This window comes from Eggerthella lenta DSM 2243, from assembly GCF_000024265.1.
Lineage (GTDB): Bacteria > Actinomycetota > Coriobacteriia > Coriobacteriales > Eggerthellaceae > Eggerthella > Eggerthella lenta.
In genome coordinates this window covers 3170596-3187045 of record NC_013204.1, presented here as the reverse complement: position 1 = coordinate 3187045, position 16450 = coordinate 3170596, and the positions used below count along the sequence as shown (strand labels likewise).

13 protein-coding genes are annotated in these 16450 nt (G+C 63.4%); 7 read left to right on the top strand and 6 right to left on the bottom strand.

The features are described from left to right. Nucleotides 1-76 precede the first annotated feature (76 nt). Both ELEN_RS13750 and ELEN_RS13745 read left to right on the top strand, forming a co-directional pair. Nucleotides 77-574 carry a GntR family transcriptional regulator gene (locus tag ELEN_RS13750; RefSeq protein ID WP_009609402.1) on the top strand — a complete coding sequence of 166 codons (498 nt, stop codon included), beginning with the start codon at nucleotides 77-79 and terminating at the stop codon, nucleotides 572-574. After that, entirely contained in the window at nucleotides 574-1689 is a 1116-nt protein-coding gene (locus ELEN_RS13745; protein WP_009609321.1) for a DUF1648 domain-containing protein, read from the top strand. The genes ELEN_RS13750 and ELEN_RS13745 overlap by 1 nt, the downstream gene beginning before the upstream one ends. Before the next feature lie 100 nt (nucleotides 1690-1789). On the opposite strand, the gene ELEN_RS13740 is transcribed toward ELEN_RS13745, so the two are convergent. After that, complete coding sequence (locus tag ELEN_RS13740; protein ID WP_009609424.1) at nucleotides 1790-3793, bottom strand: cation:proton antiporter; 2004 nt, start codon at nucleotides 3791-3793, stop codon at nucleotides 1790-1792. Between the two features lie 228 nt (nucleotides 3794-4021). Between ELEN_RS13740 and ELEN_RS13735 the strand changes: the two genes are divergently transcribed. After that, on the top strand, nucleotides 4022-5851 hold the full coding sequence (locus ELEN_RS13735; protein WP_009306856.1) for an ABC-F family ATP-binding cassette domain-containing protein: 1830 nt from the start codon (nucleotides 4022-4024) through the stop codon (nucleotides 5849-5851). Here ELEN_RS13735 and ELEN_RS16380 read toward each other — a convergent pair whose 3' ends face one another. Next, nucleotides 5852-6055 (bottom strand): hypothetical protein, encoded by a 204-nt coding sequence (locus ELEN_RS16380; protein ID WP_015761387.1) that lies wholly within the window; start codon nucleotides 6053-6055, stop codon nucleotides 5852-5854. 129 nt (nucleotides 6056-6184) lie between these two features. On the opposite strand from ELEN_RS16380, the gene ELEN_RS13725 reads away from it, so the two are divergent. Beyond that, a complete protein-coding gene (locus ELEN_RS13725; protein ID WP_231566111.1) occupies nucleotides 6185-7879 on the top strand; it encodes a helix-turn-helix transcriptional regulator in 1695 nt (564 codons plus the stop codon). Nucleotides 7880-7957: 78 nt separating this feature from the next. Here the strand turns inward: ELEN_RS13725 and ELEN_RS13720 are convergent, their stop codons facing one another. Together ELEN_RS13720 and ELEN_RS13715 are read right to left on the bottom strand one after the other, a co-directional pair. Further along, entirely contained in the window at nucleotides 7958-9871 is a 1914-nt protein-coding gene (locus ELEN_RS13720; protein WP_015761385.1) for a flavocytochrome c, read from the bottom strand. Between the two features lie 125 nt (nucleotides 9872-9996). Further along, nucleotides 9997-11184 (bottom strand): helix-turn-helix domain-containing protein, encoded by a 1188-nt coding sequence (locus ELEN_RS13715; RefSeq protein WP_015761384.1) that lies wholly within the window; start codon nucleotides 11182-11184, stop codon nucleotides 9997-9999. 281 nt (nucleotides 11185-11465) lie between these two features. Here ELEN_RS13715 and ELEN_RS13710 point away from each other — a divergent pair, with 281 nt between their 5' ends. Continuing rightward, entirely contained in the window at nucleotides 11466-12257 is a 792-nt protein-coding gene (locus tag ELEN_RS13710; protein WP_009306854.1) for an HAD family hydrolase, read from the top strand. A gap of 121 nt (nucleotides 12258-12378) precedes the next feature. Here the strand turns inward: ELEN_RS13710 and ELEN_RS13705 are convergent, their stop codons facing one another. Continuing rightward, the gene (locus tag ELEN_RS13705; RefSeq protein WP_009306853.1) at nucleotides 12379-12891 is read right to left on the bottom strand and encodes a nitroreductase family protein; all 513 of its coding nucleotides are present in this window, start codon (nucleotides 12889-12891) and stop codon (nucleotides 12379-12381) included. A gap of 132 nt (nucleotides 12892-13023) precedes the next feature. Here ELEN_RS13705 and ELEN_RS13700 point away from each other — a divergent pair, with 132 nt between their 5' ends. Next, nucleotides 13024-13389 carry a winged helix-turn-helix transcriptional regulator gene (locus tag ELEN_RS13700; RefSeq protein WP_009306852.1) on the top strand — a complete coding sequence of 122 codons (366 nt, stop codon included), beginning with the start codon at nucleotides 13024-13026 and terminating at the stop codon, nucleotides 13387-13389. A gap of 302 nt (nucleotides 13390-13691) precedes the next feature. Further along, on the top strand, nucleotides 13692-15050 hold the full coding sequence (locus ELEN_RS13695) for an MATE family efflux transporter (RefSeq protein ID WP_009609364.1): 1359 nt from the start codon (nucleotides 13692-13694) through the stop codon (nucleotides 15048-15050). Nucleotides 15051-15202: 152 nt separating this feature from the next. On the opposite strand, the gene ELEN_RS13690 is transcribed toward ELEN_RS13695, so the two are convergent. Beyond that, nucleotides 15203-16417, bottom strand: coding sequence for a diphosphate--fructose-6-phosphate 1-phosphotransferase (locus tag ELEN_RS13690; protein WP_009306849.1), 1215 nt, complete (start codon nucleotides 16415-16417; stop codon nucleotides 15203-15205). Nucleotides 16418-16450 lie beyond the last annotated feature (33 nt).

The following is a 16450-nucleotide window of genomic DNA, read 5'->3' as shown; positions in this document are numbered from 1 at the left end:
ATCGCCTGCGCGATCGCCGCCTCTCGGTTGCGCGCGCTACAATACGACGAGGAAACGAAAGGGAGAAGGCGTGCGTATGGTTATTCGCATCGATCAGAAGTCGGAAGAACCGCTGTACCTGCAGATACGCAGCCAGATCATCGCGGCCATCGCCACGGGCGAGCTGGTGCCCGGCACGGCGTTGCCATCCGTTCGCGCGCTGGCTAGCGACTTGGGCATCAACCTGCACACGGTGAACAAGGCGTACGCCGTGCTGCGCGACGAGGGCTACGTGCTGATGCGCGGCCGATCGGGCGCCTACATCGCCGACCCGTGCGAGGACGATCGGGCCGACCGCGCCCAAATCGAGCTGGCGAAGATGGAGGACGGCCTGTTCGAGCTGGCGTTGGCGCACCGGGCGCGCGGCGGCACGTGGGGCGAGTTCCTGGAGTGCGCGCAGCGCCAGGCCGCGCGCGCCTACGGGGCGGGCGAACGATCCGATGCCCGAACTGCGCAAGCGAGCCGCGACGCGCAGGGCGAGAACATCGAGCGCGCCGCCTCGTGCGAACCGGCGTTCAAAGGGGGTGCGCTGTAGTGGAAGGGTTCGACCCGACCGTCATAATGGCCGTTACGGCATTGCTCATGCCGGTCATCGGCGCGTTCATGGCCATCACCCCGTACCTCATGCGCCGCGGCGAGGTGTTCACGGTCACCGTTCCCACCTCCGAGCAGCACGATCCGTACGTCGTAGGACTCAAGCGCCGCTACGCCGCCATCGTCGGGTCGGCTACGGCGGTGTTCACGGTCATCGGCTTCGCGAGCGCCGCCATGGGCAACGCAGGCGGCGTGCTGGGCGCGCTGATCGTCGGGTCGCTGGCGGTGACCGCAGGCGGCTACGCGCTCATGCTGGCGTTCCGCGCCAAGATGTCCGCATACAAAGCCAAGCGCGGTTGGACGGCTGACGCGCAGGAGTCTGTCGCGGTGGTGGGCGAGCAGCCCGTGCCGCGAGCCATCTCTCTCAAATGGAACCTGTTGTACCTGCCCATCATGGCCATCACCTTCGCCGTGGGCGCGGTGGGTTACGTGCATATGCCCGACATGATTCCCATGCATATGGGCTTCGACGGCACCGTGAACGATTGGGCTGAGAAAACCCCGCTCATCCTGTGGATGCCGGTACTCATCCAGGGGTTCATGGCCGCGTGTTTCGTGTTCTCCCACTGGACCATCGCTCGTTCGAAGAAGTGGGCCGAACCCGGCGCGCCGGCCACGTCGGCGCTGGCCTACGGCCTGTTCGCCCGCGCGCAGAGCATCTATCTGGTGGCGGGAGGCGTGGTGATAGCGGTGGCCATGATCGCCATGCCGCTGTCGTTCATGAACGTGATCGACCTGGGTCAGGCAGCCGTCTTCATCATGATCGCGGCTATCGTGCTGTGCGTCGGCGCCATGGCCATCAGCCTCGTGTACGGCCAGGCGGGTTCGCGCGTGTTCAAGAACATGCAGACATCCGATCGGCTGCATGTGGACGACGACCGTTATTGGAAGTTCGGCGTGTTCTACTGCAACCCCGACGATGCCAGCCTGTTCCTGCCCGAGCGTTTCGGCGTCGGTTGGACGCTGAACTGGGCGCGCCCTGCTGTGTGGGCCATCGTCGCAGGCGGTTTCGTGGTGACGGCTGCTTTCGTGGTCGCGGTGATGCTTCTGTTCTAGGCGAGGCGCGTGCTACGTGCGCGGGTTGCATGCGCAAGCTGGGCAGCCGAGGCGAAGTCCCCCTGAAAATGAGACATTGACTCCGTCCTTTTGTCTTGTTCTACACGTTGTCCTCCAGATCGATTTGCATGAGCATCACGTTCTCGCGCAGCCGTTTGTACGAGGAGCGGGGCAGCGCCCCCTCCTCGTAGCGCGCCTGAATGGCTTCCAGCTCAAGCCGCAGTCCTTGGCGCTGGATGTCCACGGCTTTGTTCGCAGTGCTGGTCAGCACGGTGATGGACGGGCTTGCGGCGCTGTGAATGGTTTGCACGAGGCTTTGGTATTCCAGTAGCAGCTTGCTCAGGTTCTCGGTAGGCTCTTCCGAAGTGGGAGAGGCGAGCTCCGCCTGCAACTTTTCGATGACGTGCTCGTTGCTGCGGAGGCGCAGGTCGCGCTCGGCCTGCACGCGCTCGGAGAGATCGTCGCCGGGCAGCGCCTCCACGATACGATGCCATCCTGCGTGAGCGAGCGTGCGCACGCGCAGGTAGGCGATTTGCAGCGACACGCGGTCGGCATGATGGCGCAGCAGATTTTCCGTGCGCGAGAGGCGCTTGATGTGCCGGTACCCTATCAGCTGATCCACTTCCTCGCGTTCAAGGAGGTCGAGCGTGAAATCGCGTTCCCACCGGTTCGCTTTCAGGCGCAAGGGCGCCATGGACTCGTCGGGCAGTTCGCTTCTGTTCTTCAGGCGGGCTATGCGCTCGTTGTAGCCGTGGACGACCGCTTGCGTGGCCGCGCGGTTCTCGCCGGTTTGACGTGCCGCCAGCTCTTCGATGACCGATCGGAGTATCTCGATATTGGCTTGCTCCTCGTCGAAGCAATCCTCGTCGTCGGTATCTTTCTTCGGCGCGATCAGCGGCACGGCAAACGTGGCCAACAGCATGGTGACCACGATGACGCCGCATGCTAGGAACAGCAGCAGCTCGCGCTGCGGGATGGAGAAAGGAATAGTGAACGCCACGGCAAGCGTGATGGTTCCCTTCGGGCCGGCCAAGGTCATGATGGCCGTCGAGCGAAGCTCGTCCAACGTCATCCGGCCTCTGCGCTGGCGATGGACGCGTTCCATGATAAGCACCCAAAGGAAGCGGGCGGCCAGCATGAGCACGGTGATGCCCAGGATGTAGCCGATGAGAACGTCGTTATCGATGGTGACGTTTTCCCAGGTACGCTGCATGGCGCGCGGCAGCTGAGTACCCAGAAGCACGAATACGATGCCGTTGAGGGCGAACGTCAGCACGCGCCACACGCTGGCGGACACGATATTCATGCGCGAGACGGACGGGCCGATGGCGCGCGGCGATACGACGTTCAAAATGCCGGCGGCGACGACTGCGATGATACCGCTGGTGCCCAGCGCGTTGGCCACCAGGTACACGATGAACGGCACGAACACCTCGAACAGCACATGGAACGTGGTGTTCTCGAGGCCCCACGAGCGCACGCGGCGCACGATGAAGTTGCCCGTGAGCCCCAACGCTACGCCCACGAGTACGCCGCCGAGGAATGCGAAGAAGAAGTTCGCCGTGGCGCCGACCAGCGAGAATGTACCGGTGACGGCTGCGGCTATGGCGAATTGGAACGACACGATGCCCGAGGCGTCGTTGATGATGGATTCGCTTTCCAAGATATTGCGCGAACGTGCGGGGATCTTCACCTGCTTCGACAGCGAGGCGACCGACACCGCGTCGGTGGGTCCGAGCGCGGCGCCCAAGGCGAACGCCGCGGCCAAGGGGATGGATGGAACCAGCCAGTTGACGGCGAACCCGATGATCAGGGCCGAGGCGATGACCAGCCCGACGGCCAGCGACAGCACCGGGCGTTTGTTCTCCCACAGCGCCTTCTTGTCGAGGTTTTTGGCCTCGTCGTACAGAAGCGGGGCTATGAACAGCACTAGGAACAGGTTGGGATCGAAGGCGATGCTGATCTGCGTGCCCATGACCAGCGCGATGAGCAGGCCCAGCCCTATCTGGATGAGGGGCGATGACACTTTGGGAACCAGCTGGTCGATGACGGATGAGAGCAGCACGGCGGCCAGCATGAGCAGCGAGAATTCAAGGAGTTCCACGCGGCGCCTCCTTTTGCATGATGATCAGGGCTTGACCCCATTGTAACGCAATCGCTAGCTGGCGGGGCGTTGCGAGTCGGTCTTCCTGCTTGGGGTCGGGATTCGAGACGAGGTTTCGTATGGGCATGAGGCGCAAGATGAGGGCGGCCTTCTCGTGGATCGGCGGCTCGCTTTCCCGCCATGCGCTATAATCGGCCTTCCGAACTACGTGAAGAAGGATGGCGGGCGATGGCGTTTCTGCTTGGATGCGAAAAGGTGCGGGTCGATTTCCCCACGAAAGAGGTGTTCTCCGAGGTGTCGCTGGGCGTTGACGAGGGCGACCGGGTGGGCATCGTCGGGCGCAACGGCGACGGCAAGTCGACGCTGCTGAACCTGTTGGCAGGCACGCTGGAGCCAGACGAAGGCCGCGTGCTGCGCAACGGCGCCGTGCGCGTGGGCGTGCTGGGACAGGCCGACTCGCTCGATCCCGCTGCCACGGTGGGGCAAGCCGTGGTGGGCGATCTGCCTGAATACGAGTGGGCCGGCGACGCGCGCATCCGCGACATCATTGCCGGGTTGGCCGGCGATATCCCTTGGGACGCGCAGGTGGGAACGCTGTCGGGCGGGCAGCGCCGTCGAGTGGACCTCGTGCGGCTGCTCATCGGCGACTGGGACGTGCTGGCGCTGGACGAGCCCACGAACCATCTGGATGTGCGCGCTATCACGTGGCTGGCGGACCATCTGAAAACCCGCTGGAAAAAGGGCGCGGGCGCGCTGTTGGTGGTCACGCACGACCGTTGGTTCCTCGACGAGGTGTGCCTGCGTATGTGGGAGGTGCACGATAAACGGGTGGAGCCGTTCGAGGGCGGATTCTCGGCCTACATCATGCAGCGCGTGGAGCGCGATCGCGTGGCCGCGCTAGCCGAGCAGAAACGCCAGAACGAGCTGCGCCGCGAGCTGGCGTGGCTCTCGCGCGGCGCACGGGCGCGTGCGACGAAGCCGAAGTTCCACGTGGCCGCCGCCCAGGAACTCATCGCCGACGTGCCGCCTTTGCGCGACGAGCTGGAGCTCAAGCGCATGGCCATGGCGCGCCTGGGCAAGCAGGTGGTCGACCTCGAGCACGTGAGCGTGCGCTTCGACGACAAGACGATCCTCGACGACGTGGACTGGATCATCGGCCCGGGCGACCGCTACGGCATCGTCGGCGAGAACGGCACGGGCAAGACCACGCTGCTGCGCGTGATCCAGGGTCTGCAGCGCCCGAACGCCGGCGAGGTGAAGATCGGCAAGACCGTGCGTTTCGCCGTGCTGTCGCAGCATCTGGACGATCTGTCCGAACTGGGCGACGACCGTGTGCGCCAGGTCATCGGCCGCTACAGCCGTCGCACGATGCTGGACGGCAAGGAGATGACGCCCGCCCAGCTGCTGGAGAAGCTGGGCTTCAAGCGCGCCGACCTCAACGAGCCGGTGAAGGACTTGTCCGGCGGGCAGAAGCGCCGTCTGGCCCTCATGTTGATCCTGCTGGACGAGCCGAACGTGCTGATCCTCGACGAGCCCGGCAACGACCTGGACACCGACATGCTGGCCGTGGTGGAGGACCTGTTGGACGCCTGGCCGGGCACGCTGCTTCTGGTCACGCACGACCGCTACCTCATGGAGCGCGTCACCGACCACCAGTTCGCCCTGGTGAACGGGAAGATCCGTCATCTGCCGGGTGGGGTGGACGAGTATTTGAGGTTGTCCGACGCTTCCCCCTCTTCCATGGCGGCCGGCAGTCCCGCACGTCAACGCCCTGCGCACGCCGCCGATTCGGGCTTATCTGGGACCGAAGCATCGCCCGAAAGCTCCCGCCTCTCCGGCGGCGAGCAGCGTACCCTGCGCAAGCTCATGCAATCCAACGAGCGCAAGGTGGAAACGCTCAACGGCAAGATCGAGGACGTGCGCGCGAGCATGGCCGCCGCCGACCCCACCGACTTCACCGCGCTCGGCGACTTCCAAGCCCAGATTTCCGATCTCCAACAGCAGATCGATGCCCTTGAGGAAGAATGGATGGAAGCCGCCGAGAAGCTGGGGGAGTAGCTACCGTACCTCTTTGAACGGAACCGGACGGACGGGTTTGCTGACGAGCGTGTCGTTGGCTGGTGATGCGGCCGCGCGTTCGAAGCCGATGAAGGCCTCGATGATGCCTTGGGCCTCGAACGCCCGATTGCGCTTGCCGATGTTGATTTGTCTGACGATGCCGGCTTCTGCAAATCGCTCGATGACTGTGTTTGCCGTCGGCATTGATCTTCCGATGGCGCGAGCCATGCTCGCCGCAGTGAAAATAGGCCGACCTGCCATGGCATCGGCCAGTGCGCCGAGCGCAGGCGTGCGTTTCCCGAGAGCCTCGTGTCGGCAAGCAGTGCCCGATGAATGGTTTTCAGCAAGGCCACTGATACGGGTTCCTGCGCTGCTTGCGTGAGCGCCTCGTTTATGGGTGGGAAGAGCTTCGTGCAAGCGGGCGATTGGGATGGACACGGTGCTTTCGGGCTCCATCGCCTCTGCTGCGTGCGGAATCGGCTATGGTACAATTCCGCCATGAAGCAAGGGGAGGAAAACGGAAGTGGTGAGCGCGCCCGGGCGGTTGACCGGTATCTTCATACTGGTTCTTTCGAGGCGTTCAGATCGACATTCCTATCCGGTTTGGTTCTTGCTTTTTTCGGCATAGGCTTCTACCGGCTCTGGTACCAGTTCAACTTCTACAACCTGCATTTTTCCGCCGACGTGGGCATGGTGACGGTGGGTGCGAACGTCGCTCGGGTGGTGGTGATCGCGCTGCTGGTTTTGCTAGTGTACAAGGCCGGTTTCACGCGTGCGACGCGCGGTGTGTTCGTATGGTCCGGCTTCGTGCTTATGACGGTTTCCAGCTTGCTTTACTTGCTCGATCTCTTTTTCGACGCGACCCGATTCGAGGCGCTACGCGTCATCGTCGGAGGAATAGGTCTGGTCGGCGGCGAGATCATCTGGATTTTCTTTCTCGAACGGCTTCGTCCTGGCGAAGTATTCTTCTACGCTGCCGGCGGCTTGGCTCTTTCATGCGCGCTCTCGCTCGTCATGGGGTATTTGGATCCTGTCGTTTCGGGCATGATCAACCTGTTCATTCCCGCCCTGTCGGTGTTCGCGTACTGGCAGGCGATGACGCGCCTTGACGAGCGCGCCAAAACGACGCGGGCGGGTCGGGAAGACGGCATGGGGAAGGCTCCGGGGGTCGATGCGCTGTACGAATCGGATCCGTTTCGTACAGGAGCCGTGCATGCGCTGATCGCGTTCTTCCTGTACGCGCTGCTGCTGGGCATGGCGCTTGGATACCCCGATGGACGTCATCGAGAATTGTCGCAAACGGTTCGTTCGATTCATCAGGTGCTCGTGGTGCTGCTGATCGCGTTCGTCGTGTGGCTCGTGCTGGTGCGGGGACGTTCGTTCAAGTTGTCCGGATACTGGCTGTTTCAGAATGCGCTCATGATGGCCAGCATATGCTTTTTGATGAGCGGATCGAGCGGATCCGAAGAAGCCAGCACGTTTCTTCTGACCAATGCGGTGACGTGCTTCTATATCCCCCTCGTGTTCTTCATTTGTCTCATCGGCCGCCACGTCCACTATCAGACGACGTTGGTATACGCGGTGGTTTACGGCGGTTCGCTTCTGTGCATGGCCGTTGGACGCATTATTGTGTACGCGGTAGGCCCGACGCTCGATCATAGTTTGTGGCTGCTCATCGTGATGGCGATCGTGGTGCTGGTCGAAGCGACGCTCATTATGAGGCCGCGTTTCATGGGCGATTACCCAATCGGCTTCGAGCTTGGGACTATGCGAAACGAAGCGTCCGAAGGGGCCGCCGAGGTCGGGGTCGTCGATCCTGTTGCGGCATTCGCAGGGTTGTACGGCTTGAGCGACGTCGAGAGGGATATCGTGTCGCTTATTTCCCAAGGTCGAAGTCGATCCTTCATCGCTCAAACGCTTAATTACTCGGAAAACACCATCCGGAATTATACGAGGACGGTGTACCGTAAAGTCGGGGTGCATTCCAAGCAAGAGCTGCTCGACAAAGTTGCCGACGCGCGAGAATAATATCAGCAAAAGATCGCCCTGACCGCAGAAGGAATATACGGCCAGGGCGTAAGGAAGGTGCGTCGGGGAGGGGTAGGCTTAGCTTGTCGCGTGCTGTGCCGCCTGCGTACCGGCTTGGCGTCCGAACGTGATGCAGTCGGCAATGGCGTTACCGCCCAAACGGTTGCTTCCGTGAATGCCGCCGGTGCATTCGCCGCAAGCGTAAAGACCGGGAACGACTTCGCCATCCGCGCTCACGGCCTCCGTGTTGACGTTGATGCGGATGCCGCCCATGGTGTGATGAACCGTCGGTACCTTGCGGCATGCATACCACGGTCCCTCGGTCAACTGCCGGTCGGCGGTATTGTTTGCTTTGAAGCCGAAAGGATCCTCGGTTGCGCCGGCAACGACCTGGTTGTAACCGTCGATGGATGCTTGCAGCTTCGTGGCGTCCATCTGCGTCTGCTCTGCCAAGTCTTCAACGGTTTCGCCTTTCACGATATGGCCGAGCGCCAGCATGTTCTCGATGGTCGCGCCGTTCGCGTCGGGCTCGGTCTCCGAGGGGTAGCGAACCTTGTTGACAACGATCCAGTACGTCGATTCAGGCTGTGCGAAGATGGCTTTGCACAGGGTGTCACGTTCGGCGCCTTCGTTGACGAATCTCTCCCCGCTCTTGTTGACGAAGATGCGGTTGCGTCCTGAGGTGCGGATGTCTTCCATGAGGCCGGTGCCGGGCGTGCCGCACGGATGCAGCTGGATGTCCGACAGCCCGATGAGCTCCGCGCCGGCTCCCTCGGCAAGCTTGAGGCCTTCCCCTTGCGCGCACGGCTTGATGTTCGTGCAGCCGATGGTGTCGTCGAGCTTCACGTCGGCCCATACGCCGTCGTTGACTTGCTGTCGGTATTCGACGTTGGCGCCGAATCCGCCGGTGGCTACGACAATCGATTTCGCGTTCACGGTGATCTCTTGGCTTCCGCGGTGCACGGCCGTCAGACCAGCGACGGAGCCGTTTTCTAGGATGAGCTCTTTCGCTTGAGTCTCGTGCAAAACGACGAGTTGGTCAGCGTGGTCTGCCGCGAACGCTTCGAAAGCGCGGATGTAGGTGTTTCCCGACGGCGTGGCTGGATAGTGGCTTCGCTCGCCCAGCGATCCGGTGGCCGATCCCGTTTCGTCCTTGAACTTCACACCGAGCGATTCGAGCCAATGAACCGAATCGAGCGCGTTGTCGGTCAGGTAGTGTATGAGTTCGGGCGTGCCCTGTTCGTGTCCTCCTTCATAGGTGACTTCGTAGAACTGCTCGACAGAGTCTTCGATTCCCTGCTTCTGCTGACGTTCCGGATCGACTGCGTTGAGCGCGCCTTCGGAGACGTTCGTCGATCCGCCCGTGATGCCGCATTTCTCGACAACCACAACGTTGGCTCCGGCTTGCACGGCAGAGATGGCGGCTGTGAGGCCCGCACCGCCGCCGCCGACAACGCATACGTCGGCATTGTAGGACGATTCTACGGAGTCGTCCGGGCCGGGAGCCTTTGCGAGGGTTTTCGCTGCGTTTGCTTGCTCGGCGCAATCCTTCACACCTTGCTGGAGGCTCATGCTAGATAGGGTGGCGCCGGTGACGGAATCCACGTTCAGCGTCTGATATTCCATGATCTTGTTCGACAGATCTTCAAGAGCCGATGCGCCGACGCCCAGCGACTCCTGGTTCGTGCTGGTGTCGATGGCGGTAATGGCGTTCTCCGAGAATGTTACGTCGACGGTGAACGGGGCGTTATGGCCGGTCACATTGGCAGAATAAGTGCCTGCTTTCCACCCTTGCGCGGCCGCGCCGCCGGTATTCGCTGGCGTGCATCCGGTTAGACCGAATCCCATCAGTCCGCCGCAGGCGCCGAGAAACGCGGCTCCCTGCAAAAACGTGCGTCGATCGACGACGCTCTTGCGAAACAAGGACGCGCTGTTTGCGGCACCTCGTTTCGTGGTCGCTTCGATCAGATCGTCGTAGCGCGAATCTTTCATGCGTACCCCTCCTTCGCCCGCCACGTGCGGGCATTCGGTTTTCCCTACGGGTCGAAATCGTAGGGCGAGAGAGAGGGAAGGTGCTAGGCACAAAGAGTACACGCTGGTGTCCAAAAGGTACTTTCCTAGTGCTTCCACGTGCGTCCCGCGGGGTCGTTGGCTTCGCGCGGGGCGGACGACGGGGCCGGCGTTTGGGACGACGCGGGGTCTTCGGGTCCCCGGGACCAGGGATCATCTTGCTGCGCGTACTTCACCCAGGCGTCCTCCTGGCGCGCTTCGGCGATCCAGTCTTCCTGGGTCTTCGACACCACGCTGCCGATCATCCACACGATGCCGCACAGGATGCCGCCCACCACGAAGGCGATCCAGCTGATGGCGAAACCGCCCGCGCCGCGGCGGATGGCGTCTTTGAGCGCGAACTTGTCGATGCCGTCCCAGCCGCCGATCTGGTCGAACAGCGGCACGAAGCCCCACACCAGGAACACGATGGTGGCCAGCAGCATGATGCAGCCGCAGATGACGCCCATCACGCGTTCGGCGCGAATCTGCTCGGGTGACTTGACGACGGCGGTAGAGGGCATGTCGGCACCCAGGTTGCGGCGATGCGCGATGTAGGTGAGCTCGGAGAGGTCGTACTTCGACTTTTGCATGCAGGCCCAGATGAGAATGCCAATGGCGATGGCGAGGATGAGCATGAAGGGGAACATGACGAGCTCCTCCACGTATGCGCCGTTGATCATGGAGCTACTGTTGTCGGGTACGAGGCCGATTAGCATGATGACGTCGATGAGGATGAGACCCACGCCGACGGCGATGAGCGTCGGGTAGCGTTGCCCGAACCGATCGAGCGTGTCGGAGGAGTACCGCGGCTCGATGGAAGGGTTGCGACGCTTGAATTCGCTGTGGTTGAGACTGCCGACGACCAGGATTACCACGCCGATGACGATGCAGGAAAGCAGGGCGACGGTCTGCAGGTTATCCGGCCAGCCGAAGGCTTCAAGCAGCGCGTTCAGACCCACGCCGACCAGGATGCAGGCGACGCCGGCCGCGATGGACAGGTCGAAGCGGTTCATGTGCTCGTCGTAGCGCTCGGTGTCGTTTTCTTTGACGACATGCACGCTGCCGCGCATGAGGTCGTCGAGGCTGGTATGAAACAGGTCGCATAATTGCAGCAGCTTGTCCATTTCAGGGTAGTTCGTGCCGGCTTTCCATTTGCTGACGGTCTGGCGCGACACGCTTAACTGCTCGGCAAGCCCTTCCTGCGTGATGCCGTAATGCTGGCGCAGGTACACGAGGTTGTCGGCGAAACTCATGGCGGTCCCTTCTTCGTGGTCGATTGCATGATACCCGAAGCGCGGAGCTGAGCGGCCGCGCTTCTGCGTTTACCATCATGCGGTTGCAGAGCCGCCCGCTCTACCAATCTGGTGTTGCGTTTTGGGATTTTCTCCGCACGCTCAGGGTGCGAAGCATTTTGAACTGGGGTTTTGTAAAACAGGTATCAAGTTCGTGCAAAGTAGTCGTGTAGGGTCACGCAGGTTGACGCGAGCGTCGTACAATGATCGGAACACGCGGTTATTTCAAGGAGGGCTTTCTGATGATCAAGCTTATCGCCAGCGATATGGACGGCACGTTCCTCGACGGAAACGAGTGCGTGCCGGAAGGCTCGTACGACCTCGTTATGCGTTTGCGCGATGCGGGGATCCAGTTCGTAGCATCGTCGGGTCGGCGCTTCGACACGCTGCACGAGCTGTTCGAACCGGTGGTCGACTGCATGGACTTCGTCGCGTCGAACGGCGCGCAGGTGATGGTCGCCGGCGAGCTGGTCGACTTGGAGGTGTTCTCGCATGCGGCCGTGAAGCGGTTGGCCCGTGTCGTTGATATGTTCGACACCATGCACCTTGCGCTGTTCGACGAGACGCGCAGCTACTTGTTGGACGACGAAGCGCGCTTCGAGCGAGAGGTGGACAAGAACCTGCCGAACCCCGTGCGCGTGTTCGACGTGCCCTCGCCGCAGACGAGCATCCTGAAAGCATCCGTGTATTGCGACGATGCCGTCATGGACATGGCCTACATCCTCACGCGCGAGCTGGACGACGACTTCGTGTTCGCGCCGTCGGGCCGTAAATGGATCGACGTCATGCAGCGCGGCGTGAGCAAGGCGACGGGCATCCAGCAGGTGCTGGACGCGCACGGCATCCAGGCGAGCGAGATGATGGCGTTCGGCGACTCTATGAACGACTACGAAATCCTGCGCATGGCGGGAACGAGCGTCGCCATGGGCAACGCTCGGTCGGCCATCAAGCAGATCGCCACGAAGGTGATCGGCACGAACGTCGACCGCAGCGTCCAGCGCGAGCTTCACGCCCTGCTGGAGGGCGCGCGGTAGGACGGTTTTGAATTTGTGCAGACGGTGTCTGCACAAATGGGTTCGCTCTGCAATGGCATCCTTTTGGGTGGGACGTAAAATCCGTGCTGCAGAAGGCCTGCGCTCTTCGAAAGGCGCTTCGTTACGCGTGGATTACCAGCTCGCTTGTCGGGATGCGCTCGGTGGCGTGGCGGTCGGGGCTCTTCAGCTCGCCGGCGGGATGCCCGACGGCCAGGATGTTCACCGGGACCAAAGTTTCCGGCAGCCCGAATTCCTCTCGGATGACCGTAGGGTCGAAGCGGCAGATCCAGACGCTTCCCAGGCCCAAGTCGGTGGCGGCCAGCATCATGTGGTCGGTGAGGATGGACGCGTCCACATGGACGGTGCTCATGCCGTCGAGCGGACGCTTCCACGCCTTCTCGCCGTCGGCGCACACGACGAATGCGAGCGGCGCGTCGAACACGTTCGCGGCTTTCGCCAGGCTGGCGAGCCCTTCCTCGCTGGTCACCTGGAGGATGCGCACAGGTTGGCGGTTCGCGGCGGTCGGCGCGACGCGGGCCGCTTCGACGATGGCGTCGATGTGCTCCTGGCTGACGGGGACGGGCTGGTAGGCGCGGGTCGAGCAGCGCTTTTTGGCGAGATCGAGAAACGACATGGGTGCTCCTATCTCTGAGGCGAGCGACGGTTCGTTCTTCCTCCATACTACTCTTCGGTTTCTGCGGGGCAAGTAGATACTTTTTTGGAATATACTACCCGAAAAGAAAGTATTGGACGGAAGAGGCTGCGCATGAAAACCTGTCCCGACGCGTACCATTGCCCGGTCGAGGCAACCATCGACATCGTGGGCGGCAAGCACAAGGTGCTCATCCTGTGGCACCTGAGCAAGGCCGGCGTGCTGCGTTTCGGCGAGCTGCAACGCCGCATGTCGCAGGCCACGCCCAAGATGCTCACCCAGCAGCTGCGCGAGCTGGAGGCCGACGGCATGGTGCATCGCGAGCTGTACCACCAGGTGCCGCCCAAAACCGAGTACTCGCTCACCCAGCGCGGCGTCAGCTTCGTCCCCGTCCTCAACGCCATGTGCGCCTGGGGAAAGGACGTGCTGGACGAGGTGGGGAAGCCGTCGCCCGAAACTTCGGAGGTTCTGGCGGGTTGACCGCTTCGGCATCGCGCAGTATGCTGGGCGACGCTGTATCCGCCTCAACGAGAAGGCACACATGAAGCTTTGCAGAGTAGCGGCTCCGCGCATGATCGCCGATGAAGCATCGCACGGAGCCGAGGGGCATATTCATCGGCATCGATAGACGCGCCGCGCGAAACCCGGGCGCGCGTTTCCTTTGATGCCGGCATGACGGACTCGTTCAGCGCCGCAGGTGATGATTCATCTGCGGCGTTTTTTTGCGCCCTCGGGCGCTTCGTTACGTTTCCGCATTCCGAATTCTCAGAGGTGAACCTATCGTGTCAGATGCTTCTCTTTCCTTTACCGAAGGGCCGCTGTTCAGGCGGTTGCTGGCGTTCGCGTTGCCGCTCATGGCGGTGAACCTGCTGCAGTACGTGTACCAGGCTGTGGACATGGTGGTGGTCGGCCAGGTGGTGGGGCCGGTGGGGCTCGTGTCCATCAGCAACGCGACGAACGCCGCCTATATCGTGAACGCGTTCGTCATCGGCCTCACGGCGGGCGGCGGCGTGGTCGTCGCGCGGTTCGTGGGCGCGCGCGACGTGGCCGGCCAGCGGCGCGCGTACGCGGCCACGTTGGCGGTGGCCCTGGCGGGGTCGGCGGCCATCGCCGTGCTGGGCGTGGCGTTGGCGCGCCCAGCCTTCACGGCGAACGCCGTGCCTGCGGCATCGCTCGAAGGCGCCGTCGGCTACACCGTGGTGCTGTGCTGCGGCTGCGCGGGGCCGTTCCTCATGAACGCCGCAGCGGCCTTCCTCAAGGCGCAGGGCGACGCGCGCACGCCGCTTCAGCTGGTGGGCGTATCGGCGCTGGTGAACGTGGCGCTCGACCTGGTGCTGGTGGGACCGGCGGGCCTCGGCGTGGTGGGCGCCGCCTGGGCGACGGTGGTCGCGCAGAGCGTGGCGGCCGTCGGCGCGCTCGTCGTGGTGCGGCGGCGTTTCCCCGGCGGGCGCCTGGCCGGCGCGTTTTCGCGTAGCGGCGACGTGCCGGTTGGAGCGAGCGTGATCGAGGTGCTGCGCGTGGGCGTTCCCTCTGCCGTGCAGATGGCGGTGGTGAACCTGTCGTACGCGCTGGTCACCGGGTTGCTGAACCGCTACGGCACCGACGTGGCCGCCGCTGCCGGCGTCGGCCTGCAGATCAGCACCATCGCGGGACTGCCGTGCTGGGCCATCGGCCAGGCCATCACCACGGCGGCGGCGCAGAACGCAGGCGCGGGCGAGCTGCGCCGGGCCCGCGACGTGGCGCGCATCGGCGCCACGTTCAACGTGAGCGTGATCGTGGGCGTGCAGATCGCGGTGCAGTTGCTGGCGCCGGCGCTGGTGGTCGCGTACGGCCTGACCGAGCCGTTAACGATGGATACGGCCGTGCTGTACCTTCGCATCACGTGCAGCGTGAACGGGCTGTTCTACGCGGCCATGTACAGCTTCGACTCGTTCGCATTGGGGGCGGGCACGCCGCGGCTCGTGTTGGCGAACTCGCTGATCGACGCGTTCGTCGTGCGCTTCGGCCTGGCGTTTCTGCTGAGCGGCGTGCTGGGCTTCGGCTACGTGGGCATCTTCGTCGCCCAGGCGGCGTCGCCCGTGATGCCGGCGCTCATCGGCGCCCTCTACCTGCGCCACTGGACGCGCACACGGGACGTGTAGGGGGGAGGTAACTCGAAACCGTTGTCGCCCGAAACGTGCGCTTTTGAGCGAAAAAACGCACGTTTCGGGCGACAACGGCAATCGGGAGCAGGGCGCGACGCGTTAGTCGATCCCTCGGCGTGCTGGCTGGGCGGCGCCGAGGGCCGGCTTCGTCAGCGCTTGTTGAACGGCACGATGGTGGCGGGGATGCCGCCCTTCATGACGAGTTTCGGCTCGCCTTCGATGAGCGGCCGGAAGTACGCGACCGCTTCCGGCGTAATGCCCTGGTAGTTCGGCAGGATCCACTCGGCGGGGAAGCGTTTGACGAAATTGGCGAACTCGCTTGCGGGACCGGCGAACAGCTCGGCCTCGTAGCGGCCCTCGGCTGCGGCCTCCGGGTTGCGGCGGATGCCCACCACCTGGCCGGTGAAGGCGGGGTCGGCGCTGCGCATGTGGGCGCTCATTCCCAGGTCGTAGGCCTCGGTCACGTCCACGAGGCTCTGCGCGAAGTTGCTGGAGCGCGCCGCGCGCGACAAATCCTGCACCACGCCGCGCGGCACGATGCCCGTGTCGACAATCATTTGCTTGACCGTTTGCGCCGCCCCGCCCAGCACGGCGTGGGCGAACCCGTCGTGCGCAGTATCGCCGGCGGACAGGTAGGTGCCGTCGGCGTAGCGCGCACCCTCGGACACTACGATGTAGCACGAGCCGGTCGCCTCGAACTTCGCGCGCACTTCGGCGAGAAACGCGTCGCGGTCGAAGGCGACCTCGGGCAGCACCAACAAATCGACGTCGCCGGTGATGCAGCAGCTCGCCGCCAGCCAGCCCGCGTCGCGCCCCATCACTTCCAGCACGAACACCTCGGGGCGCGTGTACGCGTCGTAGTCGAGGCGCGTCGCGTGCGTGATCTGGCAGGCCACCTTCGCCGCGCTGGGGAAGCCGGGGCAGTGGTCCACCGGTACCAGGTCGTTGTCCACGGTTTTCGGAATGCCGATGAAGCGCTTGCTCGGCGCGTTCTCGGCCGCCCATTCGGCCAGCGCGTCCACGGTGTCCATGGAGTCGTTGCCGCCGATGTAGAACATGGTTTCGATGTCGTGCGCGTCCATCACGTCGGCGAGGCGGCGGAAATCGGCCTCGTCGTCGCGCTTCAGCTTGTAGCGGCACGTGCCCAGCGCCGACGAGGGCGTCTGCCTCAGCAGCTCCAGGTCGTGCTCGGAAAGGTCGGTGAGGTCGTACAGCTGGTCGGCCAGCACGCCCTCGATGCCGTGGATGCCGCCCAGCACGCGGTCGTAGAGCGGGTTCAGCTGGTTCGCGCGGATGACGCCGGCCAGGCTGGCGTTGATAACGGCGGTGGGCCCGCCGGATTGTGCAACAAGGCAGGTGCTCATGGGTCGATGCTCCTGTTCTCTCTGATCGCTTTG

Coding starts and splice junctions, on each gene's coding strand:
- ELEN_RS13690 (WP_009306849.1), bottom strand. CDS start 16,417: ATGAGCACCTGCCTTGTTGCACAATCCGGCGGGCCCACCGCCGTTATC.
- ELEN_RS13725 (WP_231566111.1), top strand. CDS start 6,185: ATGGTTTTCAGCAAGGCCACTGATACGGGTTCCTGCGCTGCTTGCGTG.
- ELEN_RS13700 (WP_009306852.1), top strand. CDS start 13,024: ATGAAAACCTGTCCCGACGCGTACCATTGCCCGGTCGAGGCAACCATC.
- ELEN_RS13715 (WP_015761384.1), bottom strand. CDS start 11,184: ATGAGTTTCGCCGACAACCTCGTGTACCTGCGCCAGCATTACGGCATC.
- ELEN_RS13720 (WP_015761385.1), bottom strand. CDS start 9,871: ATGAAAGATTCGCGCTACGACGATCTGATCGAAGCGACCACGAAACGA.
- ELEN_RS13735 (WP_009306856.1), top strand. CDS start 4,022: ATGGCGTTTCTGCTTGGATGCGAAAAGGTGCGGGTCGATTTCCCCACG.
- ELEN_RS16380 (WP_015761387.1), bottom strand. CDS start 6,055: ATGCCGACGGCAAACACAGTCATCGAGCGATTTGCAGAAGCCGGCATC.
- ELEN_RS13710 (WP_009306854.1), top strand. CDS start 11,466: ATGATCAAGCTTATCGCCAGCGATATGGACGGCACGTTCCTCGACGGA.
- ELEN_RS13750 (WP_009609402.1), top strand. CDS start 77: ATGGTTATTCGCATCGATCAGAAGTCGGAAGAACCGCTGTACCTGCAG.
- ELEN_RS13705 (WP_009306853.1), bottom strand. CDS start 12,891: ATGTCGTTTCTCGATCTCGCCAAAAAGCGCTGCTCGACCCGCGCCTAC.